This is a genomic window from Dyadobacter sp. HNCC25DJ185 (assembly GCF_056895195.1).
This window is the reverse complement of sequence record NZ_JBXHAR010000005.1, coordinates 417602-438709: the sequence shown is the minus strand read 5'-3', so window position 1 is coordinate 438709 and position 21108 is coordinate 417602. Positions and strand designations below refer to the sequence as shown.

The window sequence follows — 21108 nt, the reverse complement described above, 5'->3', positions numbered from 1 at the left end:
AATAGCAGCTTACATTATCCGATACCGGTTGTTGTGGGTTGCAATAGTGTTAGTATCAACGGTCTTCATGGCTTTCGAAGCCAGTAAAATTGAACTCTCATACAATTTTGCAAGAATTTTACCCTCCAACGATCCGGTTGAAAAAGAATATCAGGAATTCAGGAAACTGTTTGGTGAAGATGGCAGCGTGATGGTGATCGGATGGCAGGACCCGCAGCTTTTTGAGATCAACAAGTTTCGCGATTGGTGCAGGCTTTCACAGGAAATCAAGGCGACTCCGGGTATCAAAAATGTACTCTCGTTAGCCAATGTCAACAAAATTGTCCGGAATGATAGCCTTACCCGGTTTGATTTCGAACCCGTCATCAAGCAGGTACCTGCTACGCAAGCCGAAGCAGACAGTATTAAAAAAGAAATCGCCAACCTACCATTCTACGAGGGGCTTATCCTCAACAGCAAGTCCAACGCTACTTTAATTATTGTTACTTTCAATGACAAAGCACTCAATTCTAAACGTCGGCTGAGCATTGTCGGCGACATTGAGGCACTTGCCGAGAAATTCGCCAACAAATATCAGACCGACCTGCACTACTCAGGTATGCCTTACATACGGACCGTGAACATGAAGAAGATCTCCGGTGAAATGGAGTTGTTCATGGGACTGGCCGTTTTTGTTACGCTACTGATCCTCTGGGCATTTTTCAGGTCGCTGAGGCTTACATTACTTTCAATTGTAGTGGTGCTGATCGGAGTGGTATTTTCGGTCGGGATACTGCATCTGTTTGACTACAAAATAACTGCGCTGACGGGACTGATACCTCCACTTCTCATTGTCATTGGTGTTCCTAATTGTGTTTTCCTGATTAATAAATACCAGTCGGAGCTGATATCCCATAACAACAAAGATGAGGCTTTGAGGGAAATGATCCGCCAGATCGGTTTATCGACTTTCCTGGCCAATATGACCACTGCAATCGGTTTTGGTGTGTTCTATTTCACAAACAGTATCCTGCTCGTCGAGTTTGGTGTGGTTGCGGCCATCAGCGTCATGGTAACTTATGTCCTTTGTCTTGTGCTGCTTCCCATCACCCTGCATTACATGGATGTGCCGAAAGCCCGGCATCTGAAGCACCTCGAAGGAAAATGGGCCATTGGTTTCTTAAGAAAGATAGACTATCTCGTGCACAACCGCAGACGGGAAATCTATATCGCCATGGTGGTAATGATCATCGTATCTGCCTTCGGGATGACCAAAATCAAAACAATCGGATATGTAGTAGACGACCTTCCCAAAAAGGACGTGGTTTATACCGATCTCCGTTTTTTTGAAAAGAACTTCAATGGTGTGTTGCCTTTCGAAGTGATGATCGATACCAAACAGCCCAATGGGATTTTTGCTGATCAGGCACAGGCCTTGTACAAGATCAAGGCCTTCCAAAACGAAATGGCCAAGTTTCCAGAGTTTTCAAAGCCGCTTTCCGTTGCCGAAGCTTCCCGTTTCCTTTACCAGGCTTACCGCGGAGGGGATGCCAAATATTACGCATTGCCCGGCGTGCTCGAACTGAACAAAATGACTGGCTACGTTCAGGGCAAACAAGGCGCAACCAAGCAGATCAATGCTTTTTTGAATGAGGATAAAAGCATTACCCGCGTCAGCTTTCAAATGGCCGATGTAGGCTCCGAGCGGATTAAAGTCCTCATGCGGCAAATACGCCCGAAAGTCGACTCAATTTTTAGTCCTCAAAAATATAAAGTGAGCCTTACCGGGCACAGCCTGGTATTCCTGAAAAGCAATGATTACCTGCTCAGCAATTTATACGAGAGTCTGGCAATCGCCATCGGCCTTATTGCCATCGTGGGTATGGTGCTTTTCCGTTCAGTCCCCATCATTTTGCTTTCCAAATTACCCTGCCTCATTCCGCTGGCACTGACTGCCGGAATCATGGGCTATTTCGATATTTATTTCAAACCAACTACCATTCTGATTTTCAGTATTACGTTTGGTATTGCTTCGGACGGAACCGTTTACTTTTTGACCCGCTACCGCGAGGAACTACATAAAAATGGTTTTCCGCCTGCGATTGCTGTTACAAAATCTATTTTCGGAACGGGGCTCAGCATGATCTACACCGCCATAATCCTTTTCTGCGGGTTTTCAATTTTCTCAGCTTCCAGCTTCGGGGGCACCGCAGCTATGGGCGTGATGGTCTCCATTACATTGTTGGTAGCTATGTGCACCAACCTGATACTCTTGCCTGCATTGCTGTTATCTATCGCTAAAAGACAGGGCCGGAATGTGAAACCGAGCTAAACGCGTTTTACATTTGTAAAAATCAACTCCTGTTACTTTATGAAAAGATGTTTATCTCTGCTGTCGGCCCTTTCTCTGGGACTGAGCACAGCTACATTTGCGCAGACCAGCTACCAGGCTGATTCTGTTTTTATCAGCAAAATATTCCGTACTGCTCTGAGCGAGGGTAAAGCCTACGAATACCTTCGGCATCTGACCCAGCAAATAGGGCCGAGATTGAGTGGCTCAGCAGGAGCAGCCAAGGCGGTTGATTATACGCGCTCGGTGATGGCTGCAGAAAAATTTGATCATGTCTTTTTACAAAATGTGATGGTACCCCATTGGGTGAGGGGAGCAAAGGAAAAAGCACAGATCATCAGCGGTAAACAAAAAACAGAAGTGCCCATTGCAGCCCTGGGCGGCTCGGTAGCAACGCCAAAAGGCGGTCTCAGGGCGCAGGTAGTCGAAGTGAAAAGCTTTCAGCAGCTACGCGAATTGGGGACAGACAAAGTGAAAGGCAAGATTGTGTTCTTCAACCGGCCTATGGACCCAACTAAGATCAATACTTTTGAAGCTTATATCGGCGCGGTAGAGCAGCGTGGCGCCGGGGCCAGCGAGGCCGCAAAATTAGGCGCTGTTGGCGCAATCGTCAGGTCCATGACTACCCGACTTGATGATTTTCCGCATACCGGCAGCATGCGTTACGCCAGCGGCGCAGCCATGATACCTGCTGCGGCCATCAGCACAAACGGGGCCGAAATGCTCAGCAACATATTAAAAGCGAACGCCCAGGCTGAATTTTACTTCGAACAGCATTGCGAAACATTACCCGACGCCCCCTCGCACAATGTGGTTGGGGAACTGAAAGGGACAAAAACGCCCACTAAGTACATTGCCGTGGGCGGACACCTCGATTCATGGGACCTGGCACAAGGCGCGCACGACGATGGTTCGGGCTGCGTACAATCTATTGAAGCATTAAGGATTCTGAAAACCTTGGGATACCAGCCCAATAATACATTGCGGGCCGTCATGTTCATGAATGAAGAAAATGGCCTGAAAGGAGGCATGGCCTATGCCGACTCCGCAAAATCTAAAAAAGAAATACACATCGCCGCTCTGGAATCCGATAACGGCGGGTTCAGGCCCGTCGGGTTTGGGATTGTCGGAAAACCTGCCCAAAAGGCAGCGATTATGAAATGGCAGAAACTGTTTGACGATTATGGGATCCACGAGCTGGGGCTTCGTGAAGGCGGGGCGGATATTGGCCCACTGGCCGCGCAAGGCACCGTTCTGCTCGGCCTCGTGCCAGATTCGCAGCGCTACTTCGATTACCATCACGCTGCCAACGATACTTTTGAAGCAGTTAGCAAGCGGGAACTGGACCTGGGAGCAGCGGCCATGGCATCGATGATCTACCTGATCGACAAATACGGTATCGAATAACCGAGGCCAAATAAAAACGGGCGGCTGAATCGATTCGGCCGCCCGTTTTTATTTACCCGTTTTTATTTAATAGTTACCTCCGGAATTTTTTCAAAGCTCTGGTCCATCCACTCCTCCGGAATGTCGTCGAGCGCCTGTTTTAGCTTCTCCGCCCATATTTCCGAGATTAACTGCATATCCTTCTGCTCATACCTGTGCTGTACGATCGCGAAGCTGTTCTTCTTATAAAGCACTACATCGATAGGGAAATCAACATCGTTGTTGCTCACTCTGGTTGAATCAAAAGATAAAAATCCCGCTTTCAGCGCCTGCTTCATCGTTGAATTTTCATTCAGCACACGGTTGAGTATCGCTTTGCCCTGGCCGGAATTTCCGATGATCACGTAAGGCGAGCCTTCGTCCAGCTCCACCCAATTCCCCTCCGAGTAAAGCAGAAAGAGCTTATGATCTGTATCGTCTTTCAGCTGCCCGCCAACGATGGTATTGAGGTTAAACTTGAACCCTGAGCGTTCCAGATTGGCTTTATCCTCGTCGGCAACTCGTTTGATCTGCTCTCCAAAGGCATTTACTGCCTTGTAAAGCTTGTTATAAACAACGCCTTCATTGATCAGTTCTTCAAAATAATGTACCGCCTTATCCCGCACCGAGCGAAGCCCGCTGGTCATGATAAACATGGAGTAATTGTCCTTTTGGGTGACGTACATTTTCTTTTTAACGGTGGTGTTGGTCCCGGCTGTGATCCTGGTGTCGGCGATGGCAACCAACCCTTCTTTTACTTTTATTCCTAAACAATAAGTCATTTTTTCTTTCTTTAAATGCCAGACTGCGTGGGTAAATAATTGGTGAATGCTGCCTGGCTGGTACTTAAACCGACCCCAAAAGTACCAAATTGAGCAATGGGGAAGCTAAAAAAATCCTTTTTTGATGATAAATTTTTAAAATTGCGGCAAACAGAAACCCGAAATAATGATCGAAACCATTCATTTATTTCCTCTGCTCGACCAAAAGCTGATTGAACTTTTAAGGTCTCTCTCTAGCGAAGATTGGGAAAGGCCAACCGTAGCCCGCCTTTGGAAAGTCAGGGATGTAGCGGCGCATTTGCTTGATGGCAACTACCGTGCTATTTCCCTGTACCGCGACCAGTTCATGTCCAAACCCGACCGCGAAATTCACTCCTATACCGACCTGGTAGGATACCTTGATCAGTTAAACGCGGATTGGGTAAATGCCTCCCGGAGACTCAGCCCCGCTCTGCTGACTGAGCTGCTTGAAATGAGCGGCAGGCAATATTCCGAAATCATGGCGGCCCAGGATATGAATGCCGACGCGATATTTGCAGTTTCCTGGGCTGGCGAGGAGGTATCCAGAAACTGGTTTCATGTGGCCAGGGAGTACACCGAAAAGTGGCATCACCAGCAACAGATCCGGGAGGCCGTAGGCGTGCAGGGCATTATCACATCAGAGCTTTTTTACCCATTTATAGAAACATTGTTGCTCGGACTTCCTCACACTTATCGAAACACCGACTCTAAAAGCGGGACCGTCGTGAAGATCAGCATTGTCCTGGACGGGCAAAAAGACTGGTACCTGACTAAACTTGAAAAAGGCTGGGAAATCGGGCAGGAAGTGTCTGCGCAGCCGGCTGCCGCCATCACATTACCTGCCGACACGGCCTGGAAGCTTTTCACAAAGGCATTAAGTCCTCTTGAAGCCCGCCAAACTACCATAGTAACTGGGGATCAAGATCTTGCGAAGGTCTCATTAAACCTGATTGCGGTTATGGCGTAGGTTCCCAGCGTAGCAGTTATTACTAAGAAGGAAATTTAACATTGTTAGAAACTCCAAAATCGATCCAAACGGACTGGAAAATGGTATATAGGTTTATGAAAACGCAACTACTGATTTTCGGCCTGCTCCTGCTGATGACGGGCTGCAAAAGCGACCCGGCGCCGGTCCGCGAAGATGGAGATTCAACCGCTACCGGCCTGACCTACCTCGCGCTCGGCGATTCCTATACGATTGGTGAAAGTGTAGGCTACGACGACAGATGGCCCGTGTTGCTGGCCCGCGACCTCCAGGCAAATGGTATCTATGTGCAGCAGCCATACTTCATAGCGCGCACTGGCTGGACCACCAAAGACCTGCTCGATGGCATCCAGAATTATCATCCCGATGAACCTTATGATATGGTATCCCTGCTGATCGGCGTGAACAACCAGTATCAGGGTCGGAGCATAGACGAATACCGTTCACAGTTTCATGATTTGCTTGAAAAAAGCATCGCCTACGCCGGTGGCAATGCTGAGAAAGTGTTTGTACTATCGATCCCCGACTGGGGAGTCACGCCTTTTGGGGAAACAGAAAAAGACAGGGTCGCCAGGGAAATCGATGCCTTTAATAAAGTAGCCGCAGAAGAGTGCAGCAAGGAAAAGGTGTTGTTTATCAACATTACCGACATTTCCCGCAAAGCCCTCAGCGATCCGACGCTGATCGCCAGCGACAACCTGCATTTTTCAGGGAAGATGCATCAGCTTTGGGTAAATGAAACATTGACCAGGATCAAACCGAAGATCTGAGCGGATCAGTCGGTAACGATGAAATTGAGCATGGCCGGTAAAATTTCGATCTCGATTTCCAGGGGCCGCTCTACCTTGATGCGCTCGTCATCCGCATGAAAATCCTTCCAGTCGGTGATGATCTTCACATTTTTGGCGCGCACGGTGGTAAAATTAAATTCGTGTTTTTGCCCTTCCACCTGGCTTTGCAGAAATGACTGGAACCGTTTGCGATGATCTTCGGTCACCATCACGACTTCCAGCTCGCCGTCGCCAGGGTCTGCATCGCCAGCCAACACAAGGTTTGGCCCTATGGAGCGGATATTCATCACCTCGACCATTAAAAAATGACCTGAATACTCCTTACCGTCTGCAAAAACCTGACAATACCTGGCTTCGTACTTGCTCACGATCTCGCATAAAACGACTCTGGCGGCATTCAGTTTTTCCTCGACGCTTTCCCCTACTTCGCCTTCTTCCAGCTTGCTCATGGTTTTCATGAGCTTTGGAAACACCCCATAACCCAGACTTTCCAGAAAAAACAGGTCGTCGCGCACGCCGTGCACTTTCCCGATATCGAACGGTTTTAAATGATAATGATGCCAGCGCTGCACAATTTCCCTTGCCGTGCCGCCTATGCCCAGGGCGCAGGCAATGTTATTGGCCGTACCATGAGGCAGCAGGGCCAGCGGAAACTGCTTTTCGAGCAATTTCCTTTTCATCAAAGCTTTTGCTACCCGCCGCACTGTCCCGTCGCCTCCCGCAATCGCCAGAAAATCGGTATCGTCCTTAAACTGATCCCATCCCTCTTCTTTTACGGATGCGTAAGAGCAATCAAAGCCCTCCGCGTTGATCAGCTTGACAAGTTCCTTTTTACTAAAATCATTGTCCCCGGCAGTGGGGTTGTGCAAAAGTGCGGCCTTTTTCATAGATGGATATTAAGTATCACCCATTTTATAAAAAACATACCAGGCATAATTTTATTAAACAAAAGGTAAAAATGATACGCCTATGAAAATCCTGGTAACAAACGACGACGGAATATACAGTCCCGGAATTGCCGCGCTCGCTAAGATTGCAGCAAGGTTTGGAGAAGTAAAAATTGTGGCACCCGACGTAGAACAATCTTCAATGGGTCACGCAATTACCGCATCCAGACCACTATCCTATAAAAAATCGCCCATAGACTTCGATGGTATCGATGCCTATCGGGTGAACGGCACCCCGGCAGACTGCGTAGCTCTGGGCCAGCATTTGTGGGACAAGCCGGATGTCGTCTTGTCGGGGATCAATATGGGGCCTAACCTGGGAAATGCGATGTGGCATTCGGGCACGCTGGCAGCAGCCAAGCAGGCTGTCTTATTTGGGATCAAAGGCATTGCACTGAGTACGCCCACAGACGTAGAACCCGACTTCGCCGCGCTGGACCCCTTTGTCGAAAAAGCATTGAACCTGATTTTCGAGAATCCACACTTAAACCTGGTCAATGTCAATTTTCCCCACCACCCGCAGGGCGTACGGTGGACCAGACAATCTGTGCGACTATATGATAATAAGATCGTCCCGGCACTCGACCCCATGGGCCGCAAACATTATTGGTTTACCGTGGTACCGCTCGAAGCAGCCGAAGAAGGCACAGACCGTTGGGCCATTGAAAATCATTTCGTTTCGATCACGCCGCTTCGCCTTGACCTGACCAATGAAGCCGAACTGGTGAAAGCTCAACTCGCATATCCCGTCGCCTGACAGCTGGCATAGTAGCCCACTTCCGGCGAAATGAATGTCTGGAAAAGACTTCACTTAACCACACAGTTTCCCTGCATTACATCCTGATCCTGCCCCGAACAACGCGCATTGTGAGGGCAGGATTTCTTTTTTACGAAGTCTTTCCAGTTGATTTAAGGGGTAGAATGGCATAAAAGCAGTCTTATCTGCGGGCAGCCATTTTTTTCGTTTTCCTAAATCCAAGAATTCACCGAATCCTCACTATGAAACAAACCAATATTGGGAATTACCGCTGGGTCATTTGCGCATTATTATTCTTTGCCACCACAATCAATTACATCGACAGACAAATTCTTGGATTACTCAAGCCTACCCTGGAAGTAGAATTCAGTTGGACAGAATCGGATTATGCCAATATCGTCATGGTATTTGCAGGATTCTACGCGCTGGGCTATATCGTTTTCGGAAATATTATTGATAAAATCGGTACCAAGCTGGGTTATTCCGTATCCATCATTATCTGGAGCATTGCTGCTATCCTCCATGCATTTGTAAAGAGCACTTTTGGTTTTGGGGCCGTAAGGGCAATTTTGGGTTTAGGAGAGTCTGGCAACTTCCCTGCGGCTGTAAAAGCAACAGCCGAATGGTTTCCCAAGAGAGAACGTGCGCTTGCCACCGGGATCTTTAACTCAGGCACGAGTATCGGGGCTGTGGCTGCTCCCATCCTGGTACCCTGGTTACTGGGCGCCTATGGCTGGCAGGAAGCTTTCTTGATTACGGGGGCATTGGGCTTTATATGGCTCATATTCTGGTGGTTATTTTATGAAATACCCTCAAAGCACAAGAAAGTAACCCCAGAGGAATATGCGTTCATCCATAGCGATAATGAAATCGTCGAAGGAGAAAGCCAGGCGCCGATCCATTGGACCAAGCTGCTGCAACTACGCCAGTCATGGGTTTTCATAATCGGAAAGTTCCTCACCGACCCGATCTGGTGGTTTTTCCTTTTCTGGCTCCCCTCCTACTTCGCAACCACGTTTTCACTGGACCTCAAAAAGCCCAGCCTTCACCTTGCAATCGTTTATTCTGCTACCACATTCGGGAGCATTGCAGGCGGTTACCTGTCCTCCTACCTGATCAAAAACGGCTGGGCACCGTTGAAGGCGCGGAAAGCCACCATGCTCATTGTCGCGTTTGCAGTTTTACCCATTATTCTCGCCCAGTTTGCAACCAATGTTTGGATCGTGGTGGGGATCATCAGTGTGGCCACTGCCGCGCACCAGGCCTGGAGCGCCAATATTTTCACGACCGTTTCCGACATGTTCCCCAAAAGGGCGGTAAGCTCGGTAGTGGGTCTCGGCGGCATGGCTGGCTCGCTTGGTTCCACCTTTTTCCCGCTTGTCGTAGGCGCACTTTTGGACTACTACAAAGGCCAGGGCAACATTGGCGCGGGATATAATATTTTGTTCACGATTTGCGGGCTCGCCTATTTTGTTGCCTGGACCATCATTCATTTCCTGACCAAGAATATGAAACCGGTCGAAGAATCGTTAAAAGGCTTATAACCTGTCAATTGTATTTCTGTCGCTTATCATTCTGCTACTAATTTTGCTGAGATAATTTTTGAAATGAAAAAGTACCGCTATCCTTTTCTCTTTCTTGCCATTTCTTTTACACTTTTCTATTGTAAAACAAATAAGCAGGCGACGACCGGGCAAACTACGGTCAAAGAAGTTGCCAAACAGGAAGCCCCGGTAGCCACCCCGGGTAAATCTCCCTTTATACCAGCTGCAAATACCATTGCAAAAATGCAGGTCGAGGACGGGTTCGAGGTAAAACTGGTTGCCTCCGAACCGCTCGTAAGTGCACCGGTAGCCATGCAATTCGACGATAGAGCCAGGATGTGGGTCGTGGAAATGACAGGCTACATGCCCGACACCGTTGGTACGGGAGAAGATATTCCCAATGGAAAGATTGTAATCCTGGACGACAAAAACCACGACGGCGTGTACGACGACCGCCAGGTAATCATCGACTCGCTGGTACTGCCACGCGCCATTTGCCTGATCGGAAACGGCATACTTGTCGCCGAGCCAACCAACTTGTGGTTCTACGAAATCAAAAATGACAAAGCCGGCAAAAGGATTTTGGTTGATCCCAAATATACTGAAGGAGGTAATGTGGAGCATCAGCCAAACGGTTTGCTCCGGGCGATGGACAATTGGATTTACAATGCCAAATCCGACAAGCGTTATCGGAAAGTCGGAAACAAGTGGCAGATCGAGCATACGCACTTCCGCGGACAATGGGGGATTTGCCAGGATAACTATGGAAGGCTATATTATAACAACAATTCGCAAAACCTGCTAGGCGACTATTTCCCGGCTGGATTGGGTGCTTCTAATAAAAACCAGCGCGGTGTGGCGGGCTACAATGAAAAGTCCGTAGCAGACAACAAAGTGTACCCGCTCCACCCTACACCCGGCGTGAACAGGGGCTATATGAAAAACATCCTGGACGACAGCCTCCGCCTGAACGATTTTACAGCTGCGGCTGCTCCCGTCGTTTATCGGGGCGATCTGTTTGATAAGTCTTTCGAGTTCAATGCATTTGTTCCCGAACCATCTGCGAACCTGATCAAAAGAAATATATTGGACGCAAATGGGTATGTGGTGAAAGGGAAGCAGGCTTACAAGGGCAGGGAATTTCTGGCAAGTACCGACGAACGCTTTCGTCCTGTGAGCTTGTACAATGCACCCGACGGCGCCTTGTATATCCTGGATATGTACCGCGGGATCATCCAGCACAAAACCTACCTTACACCGTATTTGAAAGATCAGATCGGGCAAAGGGACCTGACACAGCCCTTATCTGCCGGGAGGATTTACAAAGTGGTCCCCAAGAACACCCAATCCGTACCCGTACTCATCCCCGACGGCGCCAGCGATCTGGTGAAGCTGCTCGGCCATCCTAACGGCTGGGTACGCGACCGGGCACAACAGAAGCTGGTCGACGGCAAATACAATCAGACAGTGCCTGCCCTTCGCGAAGCGATCAGACAAACAGCCAACCCATTATTGGCGATCCACGCATTGTGGACGCTGGAAGGGCTCAACTCTTTAAAAACGGAAGAAGCATTGAGCTGGATGAGGCAATCCGCCTGGACATTCAAGATGCAAGGTTTGGCCGTGGCTTCATCCCTGATGACACCCACCTCCTACAAACAATTCGCCGCCGCATTCGAAGGAATGGTTAACGACAACGATACCCTGGCAGCCCCGTACATTGCTCTGAATTGCAAAAGCCTGGCCAAATTCGACACCGCTGCCTCGCAAAGCCTCCTCACCAGGCTGGCTGTGCAATATCCTAACAACCGTTATGTATCCGATGCGGTGATCAGCAATCTTCAGGATCGCGAAGAAGCATTCCAAGCTGTGATAACAGCCTCTCTGGGCAATCCTGACGCACTTTTTAACAAACAGCTCGAACGCGTGGTGACGGCCGTGAGAAGCGCACAGGGGAATAGAAACCCAGAAATGCTCAAAAAAGAATTTCCAAAAGGTGAAGCACTTTTTACCTCGGTATGTCAGACTTGCCACGGGCCGGATGGTGGCGGCGTGAAATCGTTGGCTCCGCCTTTAAACCAGTCGGAGTGGGTTACCGGCAACAAGGACAAGTTGATATCCATTGTTCTCTTCGGCCTCACAGGCCCTGTCAAGGTGAACGGACATGTGTATCAGACACCCGAAGTGAGTGGTGATATGCCCGGGATTGGTTACGATAAAGATATGCCGAGTGAGGATATTGCCCAGCTGCTTAGTTTCATCCGGAAATCGTGGCGCAATAATGCCGACAAGGTAAGCACCGACGAAGTGGTCAAAGTGCGCACGAAACTCACCGGTCGGGAGAAGGCATTCACCGAAGCCGAGCTGAACGGAATCTGATCCGAAGACCCGAAAATTAAAATGGTAGGAGAATGTCACAAATCTGAGACATTCTCCTACCTTTGTTTTTATGCAGACCAAAGACACTTCCCAATGTATAATCGAATCGGCGATACTGATCTTCAATGAGGATCTTTCCGCTCCTTTGGAAAAAGTGGCAGAACAGGCGCAAACAACACGACGTACCTTGCATCGCTATTTCAAAGATCGGAAGGAACTGATGGAAGTGTGCCAGAAAGAAGTCAGGAAAACGTGCCACGCAGCGATGACGCGCGCTTACAACAGCTCCGATGAGCCGATGGAGCAATTGAAAAAGATGTTTTATGCCGGGGTCGAATGCGGTACCAAACACACCTTTTTGCACAAGCTGCACACACTCCACGATCACACGCACCAGGCTGGAAATGCGGAATGCGCTGGGTATGACAATACCTTTCATTTATGGAAATCGCACTTAAAATTTTTACAGACAGCCGGAAGGATCAATGCAAACCTGTCTCTCGACTGGATCCACCATCTTTACCATGGGGTTGTGAATGCTGCTATTGCCATGCAAGCCACTGGAACGATCACCAGTGAAGAATTGAAGCAGTTTGCCTGGATTTCTTTCAGCCGGGCCATTAGTGTTTAAAAAAATTTGTGTTTAAATGTCTCACTTTTGAGACAGAATATTTCTCTATGGAACAATCTGAAAACTTTGAAGTCATCGTGATCGGCGGAAGCTACGCCGGACTTTCAGCGGCCCTGGCACTGGGGCGCGCTATACGCAAAGCATTGATCATCGACAGTGGCGAGCCTTGCAACAGGCAAACACCCCATTCCCACAATTTCCTGACCAGGGACGGAGAAACGCCGACAGCGATTGCCGAAGCAGCACGGACGCAGGTACTAGCCTACCCTACCATTCAATTTTTGAAAGGCAGGGTTACCGAGGTAAGCGGCAAGGATGATGATTTCGTAGTATTCACCGAAGAAAGACAGCGATTTACGGCAAAAAAGTTGCTTTTTGCCACCGGCGTAAAAGATAACCTGCCTTCAATTCCCGGCTTTCGGGAATGCTGGGGAATCAGCGTAATCCATTGCCCTTACTGCCATGGTTACGAATACCGGGCGCAAAACACGGGTATCTTCGTCAACGGCGACTTCGCATTGCAATTCGGAAAACTGATCCGCCACTGGACGTCAGAGTTGACCATTTATACCAATGGCCATGCCACTTTCGGCGAAGAAACCAGGGCAAAAATACTCGCCTTGGGTGCCAGAATCAACGAATCTGAAATCGAAAGTTTAAAGCACGAAAACGGATATTTGCAAAGCATTATTTTTATCGATCAAAGCGAGGCCGACATTGACGCCTTATATATCCGCCCGCCTTTTGAACAGCACTGCCGCCTTCCCCAGGAACTCGGTTGCGAATTAACGGAAGCCGGCCATATCAAAATAGATGCTTCTCAGAAAACCAATATTCCAGGCATTTACGCCGCCGGCGACAACACCATCGCCTTCCGAAGTATATCCATGGTAAATGCTGCGGGAACAATGGCTGGCGCGATGATCAATCACGAACTTATTTTTGAGGGATGATCGGTTAGCAGTCGTGAGAGACAATCAGAATTACTTCATGTTTGAGAGGATATCTCTATAATGTTTTAGTTCTTTGCCATCTGAAAACCCCATTCCAAGGTGGTGGTGGACCAGGTGGAAGTGGAACATATCAGCCTAATGCATGTGATCCCCATCTCGCTAGCGGAACACAGGTAGCTCCTGGTCAACTTCCCGCATACTCAGCATTAGCGCACCGGAGGCGTATTAATTCCTACTGCGGGATGGCAGAACTACACATGGTAATTCACACTGAACAACCCTGATATGCTTAGAATACCGGCTATTATCATACTTCTGTTAACTCTCAGTTGCGGCAGAAGTGAACACAGGTGGGAATTTAAGGTCAAGAGTGATTGTCGGTTTCCCGATGCATTCCAAATTCAGACGGACTTTTCACCGATCCGGTATCGTGTTTGGGTAAAAGGTAATCTTAGTGACAGATCACGTCTATACCATAATATTTATTCCGAAAACTCAGTCGAAATGTCAAACGGCTCTATCCAATTGGACAGTGGTAAAATAAATTATTTTTCAGGTCCAATGGATATTTACGAAAAAAGGTTGAGTCTCATATATATCCCTGGTAAAGAGACAGAAACGACCGGAGAGATCACGATCGTTGTTGAAGTGGAATAAGTGTCTCACCGTGTTAACGTCAAACATAAAAAGGTTTCCAACTGGCGGTTTGAATGGATAACGCTAAGTTTGCAACCAAAGCGACCAACCAGCAAATGCCCGACTTCAAGACCACCGCCCCCATTACCATTACCTGCCACAAATGGCTTGCGCCCAGTCTTCAAAGAGAAGTGAGCGAACTTGGTTTCAAAATCGTAGAAACTTTCACAACGGGAGTACGTATACGCGGCACAATGAACGACTGCGTCAGGCTCAATCTTCATTTGTTTTGTGCGAGTCAGGTGCTGTACAGTATGGGCACATTCCGGGCGAAAAATGCGGACCATGTTTATCAATTTCTGTCTGGAGTCGCCTGGGAAAATATCCTGCTCGACAACGGGTATTTCTCGGTAACCAGCAATGTTCAGAATCCTACGGTCAACAATTCGATGTATGCCAATGTAAAGGTGAAGGACGCGATCGTGGACCGGATCAGGGCGAAAAAGGGAGAGCGGCCTTCTTCCGGCCCAGACTTATCGTCGGCAGTAGTGCATTTGTATTGGAAAGATGAAGACGCTGAAATTTTTATCGATACCTCGGGTGATTCCCTCGCACGCCACGGCTATCGCAAAATTCCTGGAAAAGCGCCGATGCTGGAGGCCCTGGCCTCAGCGACCATTTTATCCAGTAACTGGAACCAGCATTCCGCATTCATCAACCCGATGTGCGGATCGGGGACTTTGGCCATCGAGGCGGCGCTGATCGCAAGCAAAAGCCGGCCCGGCCTTTTTCGCAACAACTACTCGTTTATGCATTTGCAGGGTTACGATGAAGATTTCTATGATGCAGAGCGGGACAAACTGGAAGAGCAGATCATTGAAATCCCTGGCCTCCGGATCATTGCCACCGACCATAGCGTAGAAGCAGTTGCCAATGCCAAGAAAAATGCGATTGCTGCCGGTGTTGCCGATATGATCGAGTTTGATGTCTGCGATTTTGCCGAAACCCAGGTTCCTCAGGAAAATAAAGGCGTCTTTTTTGTAAACCCCGAGTACGGGGAGCGGCTTGGAGAAATGGCAGAACTCGAAGAAACCTATGGACGAATTGGTGATTTTATGAAACAAAAGTGTAGAGGATATTCCGGATATGTCTTCACCGGGAACATGGACCTCGCTAAAAAGATAGGGTTGAAAGCACGGCGCAGGATCGAATTTTATTCAGGAAAAATTGACTGTCGTTTGCTGGAATACGAACTTTATGAAGGTACAAGAAGAGAAATCCAGCCTGCTCAGACACCTTTGGCATAGTATTTAAACAATTTAATGCATAACCAAACAAACAATTGTCATGAGACAGTCACAGCATTCGGGGACAATGCAGCAAAGCCAGACTTCCCGACCAAGGCCTGAAAACAAGGACAATTTGGACAGCAGGCACAAAGAAGAAGAGCTGGTAAAAGGTAATCATATCACCAGCAACGAAAAAGATCACCATAGCCTAGGCAAACACCAAAGGCAACATCAATAAAGATAATTTGTGTTTATTGTGATTAGATTGAGTAAGCCGGACCATGATTTTCAGGTCCGGCTTTTTTAGGGCATAGCAAACCGGAAAAGATACTTTCCGGATCCCAGGCTGACCGTATTTCCACTGAACGTCAAGTCTTTCAGGGCAGATACCGCGATTCCATTCTCTGTGACACCATCCAGGGTTTTTGTGGGCAGCACCAACTTCGCCGACGTATTGACCGGAATTTCAACACGAAGGTCAACATGGCCTTTGTCTATGGTCCATTTCGTCCCGACCAGGCCATAGGGTGTTTCATAAGAAGCCTCCGCAAAAGAAAGGTTACCCGGAAACTGCGGCTGAATAAGCAGCTCCTGATAGCCTGCCGATCCCTCTGCCTGCCTGATCCCTCCTATTCCTTCGTAAAACCACTCCATCAAATGTCCAAGCATCAGATGGTTATTGGATACATTCCGCAAGGCGGGCCAGCTTTCTGTCAGTGCGGTAGCTCCCTGTGCCAATTGATAGCCGTAGCCGGGAACATCATTACGGTTATTCATTTTAAACAAAACATCAGCTGCACCACCCTCCGACAAGACTTTTACGAGGTAATGAAAACCCACATCACCGGCAGTAAGCACATAGCGGTTATCTTGAAGCGAATTAAGAAGGTTATCAAAAACCAGTTTTTTCTCACCGGGCTCGACCAGATTAAGATAAATGGCCATGGCACTCGCTGTCTGGCTGCCGGTTGCATAAGTCCTGGTGGAAGCGTTGTAAAATTTTTGGTTAAAAGCGTTCCTGATTTCAGAAGCGAGTTGCTCGTACCGGGCCTGATCATCTTTTTTACCCAGCACTCCTGCGATTTTTGCGAGTATAGTCGCATCATAATAATAGGTAGCGGTGGGCGTAAACCCTTTCGGTGTCAGCTGCGATTCCCCCATTGGCCCCGGTCCCATATCGAACCAGTCGCCCAGGCCATGCATTAAAATATGGTCAGCGGCTTTTCCAGAAAGATACTCTGCATACTTGCTCATCATCTCATAGTGATCCGACAGCAATTTCTTATCGCCATACCATTGATAGGTGTACCACGGCAAAATTACACTCGAACTTCCCCACTCCGGAGAGTCCCGGAAACCACTTTCGAAAGGGACGTATTCGGGCGCGATGTCGGGAACCAGGCCGTTTTTCAATTGTGCGGATTCCATATCCCGGATCATCTTCTTGTTCAAAAGATGCATATCATAACAGAGCTGGATCGAATTCCCCATCAGGTAAGTCTCTTCCAGCCACCCGAGCTTTTCCCGGTGCGGGCAGTCCGTCACCACATGTGCAATGTTACTTTTAATCGCCCAGTTGATCAGGTTATAGATCCGGTTGAAGAGCTCATTCGAACATTGAAAACGGCCCGTCTGCGGGGCCGAATTCCGCACGTGCAGGGAGCGCAATCCCATTACCACGGGCAAACCCGACGGATTGGGTTCCCCGTCGGGCACCGCTCCTTCAATCTGGATGTACCTGAAACCATAGTAAGTGAACCGCGGCTGCCATGACTCCGTACCCTCGCCGCGCAAAGTATATCGGTAAAAGTGGGGATAACCCGAAGCGCTTTGGTTCACATCGCCCAGGTCGGTGATCAGCTCGGCGGGTGTGATCTTAACGACTCTTCCTGCATTTCCCCGAACGGTAAGCTGTGGAATGGCAGAAGCGTTCTGGCCCATATCATAAACCCACACGCCAGCTTCGGGCTGCGAAATCCTGGCTACAGAAAACGTGTCCATAACGGCCATCGGGTATCCCACCTGGGACAATAACTTCTCTTCTTTCGCCACAACAACCGGTCTTTTCCAATTGCTGTCATCAAACCCTGGCGCACTCCAGCCTTTTTGCTCTTTGGTGGCGTCATAATCCTCGCCGCCATAAATGCTGGTGAAAGTGACCGGGCTCTCTGCAACTTTCCAGCTTTCGTCCGTAACGATTTCCTGTTGAGAACCGTCGGCAAATTCAACGAGCATTTTGCAAATTACTTTCGGGTTTCCATAAGCCACCAGGAGCTTTCTGTATCGTTCATTAGGCACATTATAGAAACCATTTCCTAACATCACGCCGATCGCATTTTCCCCTTTTTTCAAATGCGCGGTAATATCGATGGTGTTGTAGTAAACATAATCATCATAATTTGTCCAACCTGGTGCCAGGAAAGCCCTATCTGGTTTTTCCCCATTGATAATCAGCTCATAGTGCCCCAATCCTGAAATGAAAACCGTAGCCCTTTTCACGTTTTTATTTAACTCAAACGATCTCCTGAAAACCGGCAGCGGATGAGTGCCCGATTTTTTCTTGCCAAAATCGGGGTTGCTGTGCGGCACGTGAATGCCGGGGGCAATGCGCATAGCGTCTGTCCAAGGGGTTAACGCAATCCATTTTGCCTTGCCCCAGCCAGACTTTTCCATTAAACCCATTTGCCAGTTCGCCACCGGGCTCCACGCCGACTCCCTTCCGGATTTGTCCCACGATTTTACTTTCCAATAGTACTTTCTTCCCGAAAGGAGCGGCTTTCCTGAATAGGGAATCTGAATAGATTCACTGCCCGCCACCTTGCCCGAATGCCAGCTTAAATCCTTGCCAGCTGCCAATTTCTCGGGTGCATCCGCAACCATCACCTGATAGGCTGTTTGTATCTCATTTCGCGAAGAAGAGGTCAGTTGCCAGGAAAGCGAAGGTCCCTGCACCTCGATACCCAATGGATCCTGCTGGTTTTCGCATTTCAGCTTTACAACCTGAAATTGACTGTATCCAGTGAATGAAAGAAAAACGCAGAGGAAAGTAAGTGCTGAGGTTCTCATGATTTGATTATGATCGGTCTGTTTCATTTTGAAACCCGTGCTTAGCAAACTACAATCGTTTCAATCCCAAGCAATTGACCCAGTTTTTTAATTTTGGAAGTGATGTGCCCCACACCCACCGCACAATGATGCGCCGGTCCGTGGCTGTTCCAGTTTTCAACAAACTTCCTGGCCCCGATGGAAAACCGGTACCTGCTATTGGTATTCCCGATTTCCAGGATCGGTCCCAGGACCGATTCCCCCTCTGCGACCAGCAAGGTGACCTTACCATCCCAGGTTTCGACCACCGACAGCAGTGTAACCGGTCCATGCCGCACGCTCATTTCCACCGAAAGCCCATTGCCCACTTTTCCATGGTACACATACAGCGGTCTGACTTTGGTTTTCCCTTGCGCGATTGCGATATGACCGGGCCCGTCGTGGCCCATCAGTACGATGTCGTCATTGAAATCCATTGCATAATACTCTGTAAATGAACCCCCTGCACCAAAGCTATCCATAATCTTCATCGCCTGGGCATTCTTGATTTCGTATTCCCCGGCCACAGGTATCCCGCGTCCGGTCAGCAATGAATTTCCAAGGATCACGGAGCTCATAGAATCCTCGTTCATCGGGTTACCGGTTCCTTTGTGGTAGTACGCCATGGAACCCAGCTGGTATTTGTCGACCAGCCTATCCAACGCGACAGCGGTTTTCGCGGCCCTTTTCAATTCTGCCTCCGCACAATCGGGCTGCACTTCAAAAGCAGAATCAATTTTTTCTAGCATATCAGACACCTCGTCCTCAGTCACTTCTTGCCTCAGGGCCGAAAGTTCATCTACTTCGATCACTTCAACATGTCCTCCAAACACTGCACATTGCCGTGTGAGGTCCGAATAGATGTCCAGCATCCCCGAATAGTAATTCCCCATCACGCCAAGCCGGTTGTGCGACATGGTATGGGCAACCTGCGCAGCTTCGACCCACTCCCTCGCTTCATTCCAGGCCAGGGGATCATTGTGAAGCATTCCGGTGATCTGATAAAACGGTATTCGCGAACGATTGAAAACATTGGCGATCTCGGGCACAGGGCAGGCCGAACAGTAAGCGAGCCATTCTCCGGTCATTTTTGTGCGGTCGTTCAGACTGTTGAACCATTTGTAGTCGATGGCCGCTTCTGGTGCCAGGTTAAGCACAATCACAGGAACCTTTGCCCTCTTCACAACCGGCAAAACAGTTGAAGAAAGCGCATAAGTGGTAACGTACAGAAATATCAGGTCTACATCGGCCTCCCTGAACGCGTGCCCGGCATCCAAAGCCTTCTCGGGCGTATCGATCAGCCCCAGATTGATCATCTCGGCACCAAAGCCCGTAAGCTTTTCCCCGACCAGACCTACATAACCTTTCAACCGCTCCTCCAGCCCTTCGAACTGCTCCCAATAAGCCTGCAAGCCTATCCCAAAAAGTCCGGCTTTAAGATTATATTTCCTCCTTGTTGTCATATCAAAAAATACAAATCACGCTGAAATTTCCTGGTAGTAAAATTTGTGCATTTTAATTTTTTTTATTGAATTTTACAGTTTCATAGGCAAAAATTTCAATTATTGTCTGCAAAAATAGGACACAGGGAAGATTACATACAATGAATAAAGTGATACATTATTTGCACAAATTGATATGGAACTATACCGTAAATACTTTGATGCGGAACAGCTGGAACGACTGGCTGACGCAGAACCGAACTGGGGTGTCTCCATTCTGAACGTCGGGCATAACGTGCACCCTGTACAGAAGCCTTATCCCGACGCCAACCACCCCGACAGTTATTATTTCGATTGGGAAAAAGGCAGGGTGATCCAGGAATTTCAGCTGGTGTATATTTCTAGCGGCAGCGGCATCTTTGAAACAGAAAACATCCCTGCGACCCTGGTTGAAGCCGGCACGGCTTTTCTGCTTTTTCCCGGTGTCTGGCATCGCTACAAGCCATCGCCCGATACCGGCTGGGAGGAATTCTGGGTCGGTTTCGGAGGCCATTACTCCGAATACCTGATGCGTCAGGAATGTTTCAGCGCGGATAGTCCGCTGATCAAAATCGGTTTTAACTCCGAACTGCTGAATGTATTTTTGAGACTGGTGCAAACGCTTAAATTCGAAGGAGTTGCGTACAAGCAAATTTCCTCTTGTCTGGTGATCCAATTACTGGGGCTCGTGTACGCTTCCGCTCTTATGACCGACCAGGCAAGGTCATATAAGGAAAAGCTCGTACACCGCATGCGGCATCAGATCCATGAAAACTGCCAGGGGAATATCGATATGGAGAAACTCGCAACGCAAAACGGCGTTAGTTACGGCTGGTTCAGGAAAGCTTTCAAAGAGGTCGTAGGGACTTCGCCCGGCCAGTACCACCTCAACCTTAAAATTGAAAAAGCTTGTGAAATGCTGAGAGAAACTTCTTTTTCAGTGTCTGAAATCGCCTATAAATCAGGATTTGAGTCAGAATTTTATTTTTCAAGAATATTCCGGAAGAAGATGACCGTAACTCCGTCTGCCTACCGGGAGGGATAGAATTCTGGTCCATGTCCATTCAATTTTCG

16 protein-coding genes are annotated in these 21108 nt (G+C 48.5%); 12 read left to right on the top strand and 4 right to left on the bottom strand.

Annotated features, from left to right (window positions below):
* Positions 1-67 precede the first annotated feature (67 nt).
* Positions 68-2311 carry an efflux RND transporter permease subunit gene (locus tag AC1XUF_RS16690; RefSeq protein ID WP_483342958.1) on the top strand — a complete coding sequence of 748 codons (2244 nt, stop codon included), beginning with the start codon at positions 68-70 and terminating at the stop codon, positions 2309-2311.
* 39 nt (positions 2312-2350) lie between these two features.
* Positions 2351-3736 carry a M28 family peptidase gene (locus tag AC1XUF_RS16685; RefSeq protein WP_483342957.1) on the top strand — a complete coding sequence of 462 codons (1386 nt, stop codon included), beginning with the start codon at positions 2351-2353 and terminating at the stop codon, positions 3734-3736.
* Positions 3737-3798: 62 nt separating this feature from the next.
* On the opposite strand, the gene AC1XUF_RS16680 is transcribed toward AC1XUF_RS16685, so the two are convergent.
* On the bottom strand, positions 3799-4536 hold the full coding sequence (locus tag AC1XUF_RS16680) for a proteasome-type protease (protein WP_483342956.1): 738 nt from the start codon (positions 4534-4536) through the stop codon (positions 3799-3801).
* Between the two features lie 166 nt (positions 4537-4702).
* Here AC1XUF_RS16680 and AC1XUF_RS16675 point away from each other — a divergent pair, with 166 nt between their 5' ends.
* Complete coding sequence (locus AC1XUF_RS16675; protein WP_483342955.1) at positions 4703-5524, top strand: maleylpyruvate isomerase family mycothiol-dependent enzyme; 822 nt, start codon at positions 4703-4705, stop codon at positions 5522-5524.
* A gap of 95 nt (positions 5525-5619) precedes the next feature.
* The gene (locus tag AC1XUF_RS16670; protein ID WP_483342954.1) at positions 5620-6312 is read left to right on the top strand and encodes an SGNH/GDSL hydrolase family protein; all 693 of its coding nucleotides are present in this window, start codon (positions 5620-5622) and stop codon (positions 6310-6312) included.
* Positions 6313-6317: 5 nt separating this feature from the next.
* Here AC1XUF_RS16670 and AC1XUF_RS16665 read toward each other — a convergent pair whose 3' ends face one another.
* Positions 6318-7220: a diacylglycerol/lipid kinase family protein gene (locus AC1XUF_RS16665; protein ID WP_483342953.1), complete on the bottom strand. Its 903-nt coding sequence runs from the start codon at positions 7218-7220 to the stop codon at positions 6318-6320.
* A gap of 82 nt (positions 7221-7302) precedes the next feature.
* On the opposite strand from AC1XUF_RS16665, the gene surE reads away from it, so the two are divergent.
* From surE to AC1XUF_RS16630, 7 genes are all read left to right on the top strand, one after another.
* Positions 7303-8037, top strand: coding sequence for a 5'/3'-nucleotidase SurE (surE, locus tag AC1XUF_RS16660; protein ID WP_483342952.1), 735 nt, complete (start codon positions 7303-7305; stop codon positions 8035-8037).
* Between the two features lie 242 nt (positions 8038-8279).
* Positions 8280-9581, top strand: coding sequence for an MFS transporter (locus tag AC1XUF_RS16655; protein ID WP_483342951.1), 1302 nt, complete (start codon positions 8280-8282; stop codon positions 9579-9581).
* Between the two features lie 63 nt (positions 9582-9644).
* On the top strand, positions 9645-11960 hold the full coding sequence (locus AC1XUF_RS16650; protein WP_483342950.1) for a DUF7133 domain-containing protein: 2316 nt from the start codon (positions 9645-9647) through the stop codon (positions 11958-11960).
* Between the two features lie 70 nt (positions 11961-12030).
* Positions 12031-12591 carry a TetR/AcrR family transcriptional regulator gene (locus AC1XUF_RS16645; RefSeq protein WP_483342949.1) on the top strand — a complete coding sequence of 187 codons (561 nt, stop codon included), beginning with the start codon at positions 12031-12033 and terminating at the stop codon, positions 12589-12591.
* Positions 12592-12638: 47 nt separating this feature from the next.
* On the top strand, positions 12639-13544 hold the full coding sequence (locus tag AC1XUF_RS16640; protein WP_483342948.1) for an NAD(P)/FAD-dependent oxidoreductase: 906 nt from the start codon (positions 12639-12641) through the stop codon (positions 13542-13544).
* A 710-nt stretch (positions 13545-14254) separates the two neighbouring features.
* Positions 14255-15487 (top strand): THUMP domain-containing class I SAM-dependent RNA methyltransferase, encoded by a 1233-nt coding sequence (locus tag AC1XUF_RS16635; protein ID WP_483342947.1) that lies wholly within the window; start codon positions 14255-14257, stop codon positions 15485-15487.
* Between the two features lie 40 nt (positions 15488-15527).
* On the top strand, positions 15528-15707 hold the full coding sequence (locus AC1XUF_RS16630) for a hypothetical protein (protein ID WP_483342946.1): 180 nt from the start codon (positions 15528-15530) through the stop codon (positions 15705-15707).
* Positions 15708-15772: 65 nt separating this feature from the next.
* Here AC1XUF_RS16630 and AC1XUF_RS16625 read toward each other — a convergent pair whose 3' ends face one another.
* Positions 15773-18535, bottom strand: coding sequence for a family 78 glycoside hydrolase catalytic domain (locus AC1XUF_RS16625; RefSeq protein WP_483342945.1), 2763 nt, complete (start codon positions 18533-18535; stop codon positions 15773-15775).
* A gap of 41 nt (positions 18536-18576) precedes the next feature.
* Positions 18577-20016, bottom strand: a complete 1440-nt coding sequence (locus AC1XUF_RS16620) for an arabinose isomerase (RefSeq protein WP_483342944.1) — start codon at positions 20014-20016, stop codon at positions 18577-18579.
* A 175-nt stretch (positions 20017-20191) separates the two neighbouring features.
* Here AC1XUF_RS16620 and AC1XUF_RS16615 point away from each other — a divergent pair, with 175 nt between their 5' ends.
* Complete coding sequence (locus AC1XUF_RS16615; protein WP_483342943.1) at positions 20192-21079, top strand: AraC family transcriptional regulator; 888 nt, start codon at positions 20192-20194, stop codon at positions 21077-21079.
* Positions 21080-21108 lie beyond the last annotated feature (29 nt).

What these genes read in the sequence shown, in the direction of transcription:
- AC1XUF_RS16680 (WP_483342956.1), bottom strand. Translation starts at nt 4,536, where the DNA reads ATGACTTATTGTTTAGGAATAAAAGTAAAAGAAGGGTTGGTTGCCATC.
- AC1XUF_RS16650 (WP_483342950.1), top strand. Translation starts at nt 9,645, where the DNA reads ATGAAAAAGTACCGCTATCCTTTTCTCTTTCTTGCCATTTCTTTTACA.
- AC1XUF_RS16635 (WP_483342947.1), top strand. Translation starts at nt 14,255, where the DNA reads ATGGATAACGCTAAGTTTGCAACCAAAGCGACCAACCAGCAAATGCCC.
- AC1XUF_RS16665 (WP_483342953.1), bottom strand. Translation starts at nt 7,220, where the DNA reads ATGAAAAAGGCCGCACTTTTGCACAACCCCACTGCCGGGGACAATGAT.
- AC1XUF_RS16675 (WP_483342955.1), top strand. Translation starts at nt 4,703, where the DNA reads ATGATCGAAACCATTCATTTATTTCCTCTGCTCGACCAAAAGCTGATT.
- AC1XUF_RS16685 (WP_483342957.1), top strand. Translation starts at nt 2,351, where the DNA reads ATGAAAAGATGTTTATCTCTGCTGTCGGCCCTTTCTCTGGGACTGAGC.
- AC1XUF_RS16655 (WP_483342951.1), top strand. Translation starts at nt 8,280, where the DNA reads ATGAAACAAACCAATATTGGGAATTACCGCTGGGTCATTTGCGCATTA.
- AC1XUF_RS16645 (WP_483342949.1), top strand. Translation starts at nt 12,031, where the DNA reads ATGCAGACCAAAGACACTTCCCAATGTATAATCGAATCGGCGATACTG.
- AC1XUF_RS16670 (WP_483342954.1), top strand. Translation starts at nt 5,620, where the DNA reads ATGAAAACGCAACTACTGATTTTCGGCCTGCTCCTGCTGATGACGGGC.
- AC1XUF_RS16630 (WP_483342946.1), top strand. Translation starts at nt 15,528, where the DNA reads ATGAGACAGTCACAGCATTCGGGGACAATGCAGCAAAGCCAGACTTCC.
- AC1XUF_RS16625 (WP_483342945.1), bottom strand. Translation starts at nt 18,535, where the DNA reads ATGAGAACCTCAGCACTTACTTTCCTCTGCGTTTTTCTTTCATTCACT.
- AC1XUF_RS16615 (WP_483342943.1), top strand. Translation starts at nt 20,192, where the DNA reads ATGGAACTATACCGTAAATACTTTGATGCGGAACAGCTGGAACGACTG.
- surE (WP_483342952.1), top strand. Translation starts at nt 7,303, where the DNA reads ATGAAAATCCTGGTAACAAACGACGACGGAATATACAGTCCCGGAATT.
- AC1XUF_RS16640 (WP_483342948.1), top strand. Translation starts at nt 12,639, where the DNA reads ATGGAACAATCTGAAAACTTTGAAGTCATCGTGATCGGCGGAAGCTAC.
- AC1XUF_RS16690 (WP_483342958.1), top strand. Translation starts at nt 68, where the DNA reads ATGGCTTTCGAAGCCAGTAAAATTGAACTCTCATACAATTTTGCAAGA.
- AC1XUF_RS16620 (WP_483342944.1), bottom strand. Translation starts at nt 20,016, where the DNA reads ATGACAACAAGGAGGAAATATAATCTTAAAGCCGGACTTTTTGGGATA.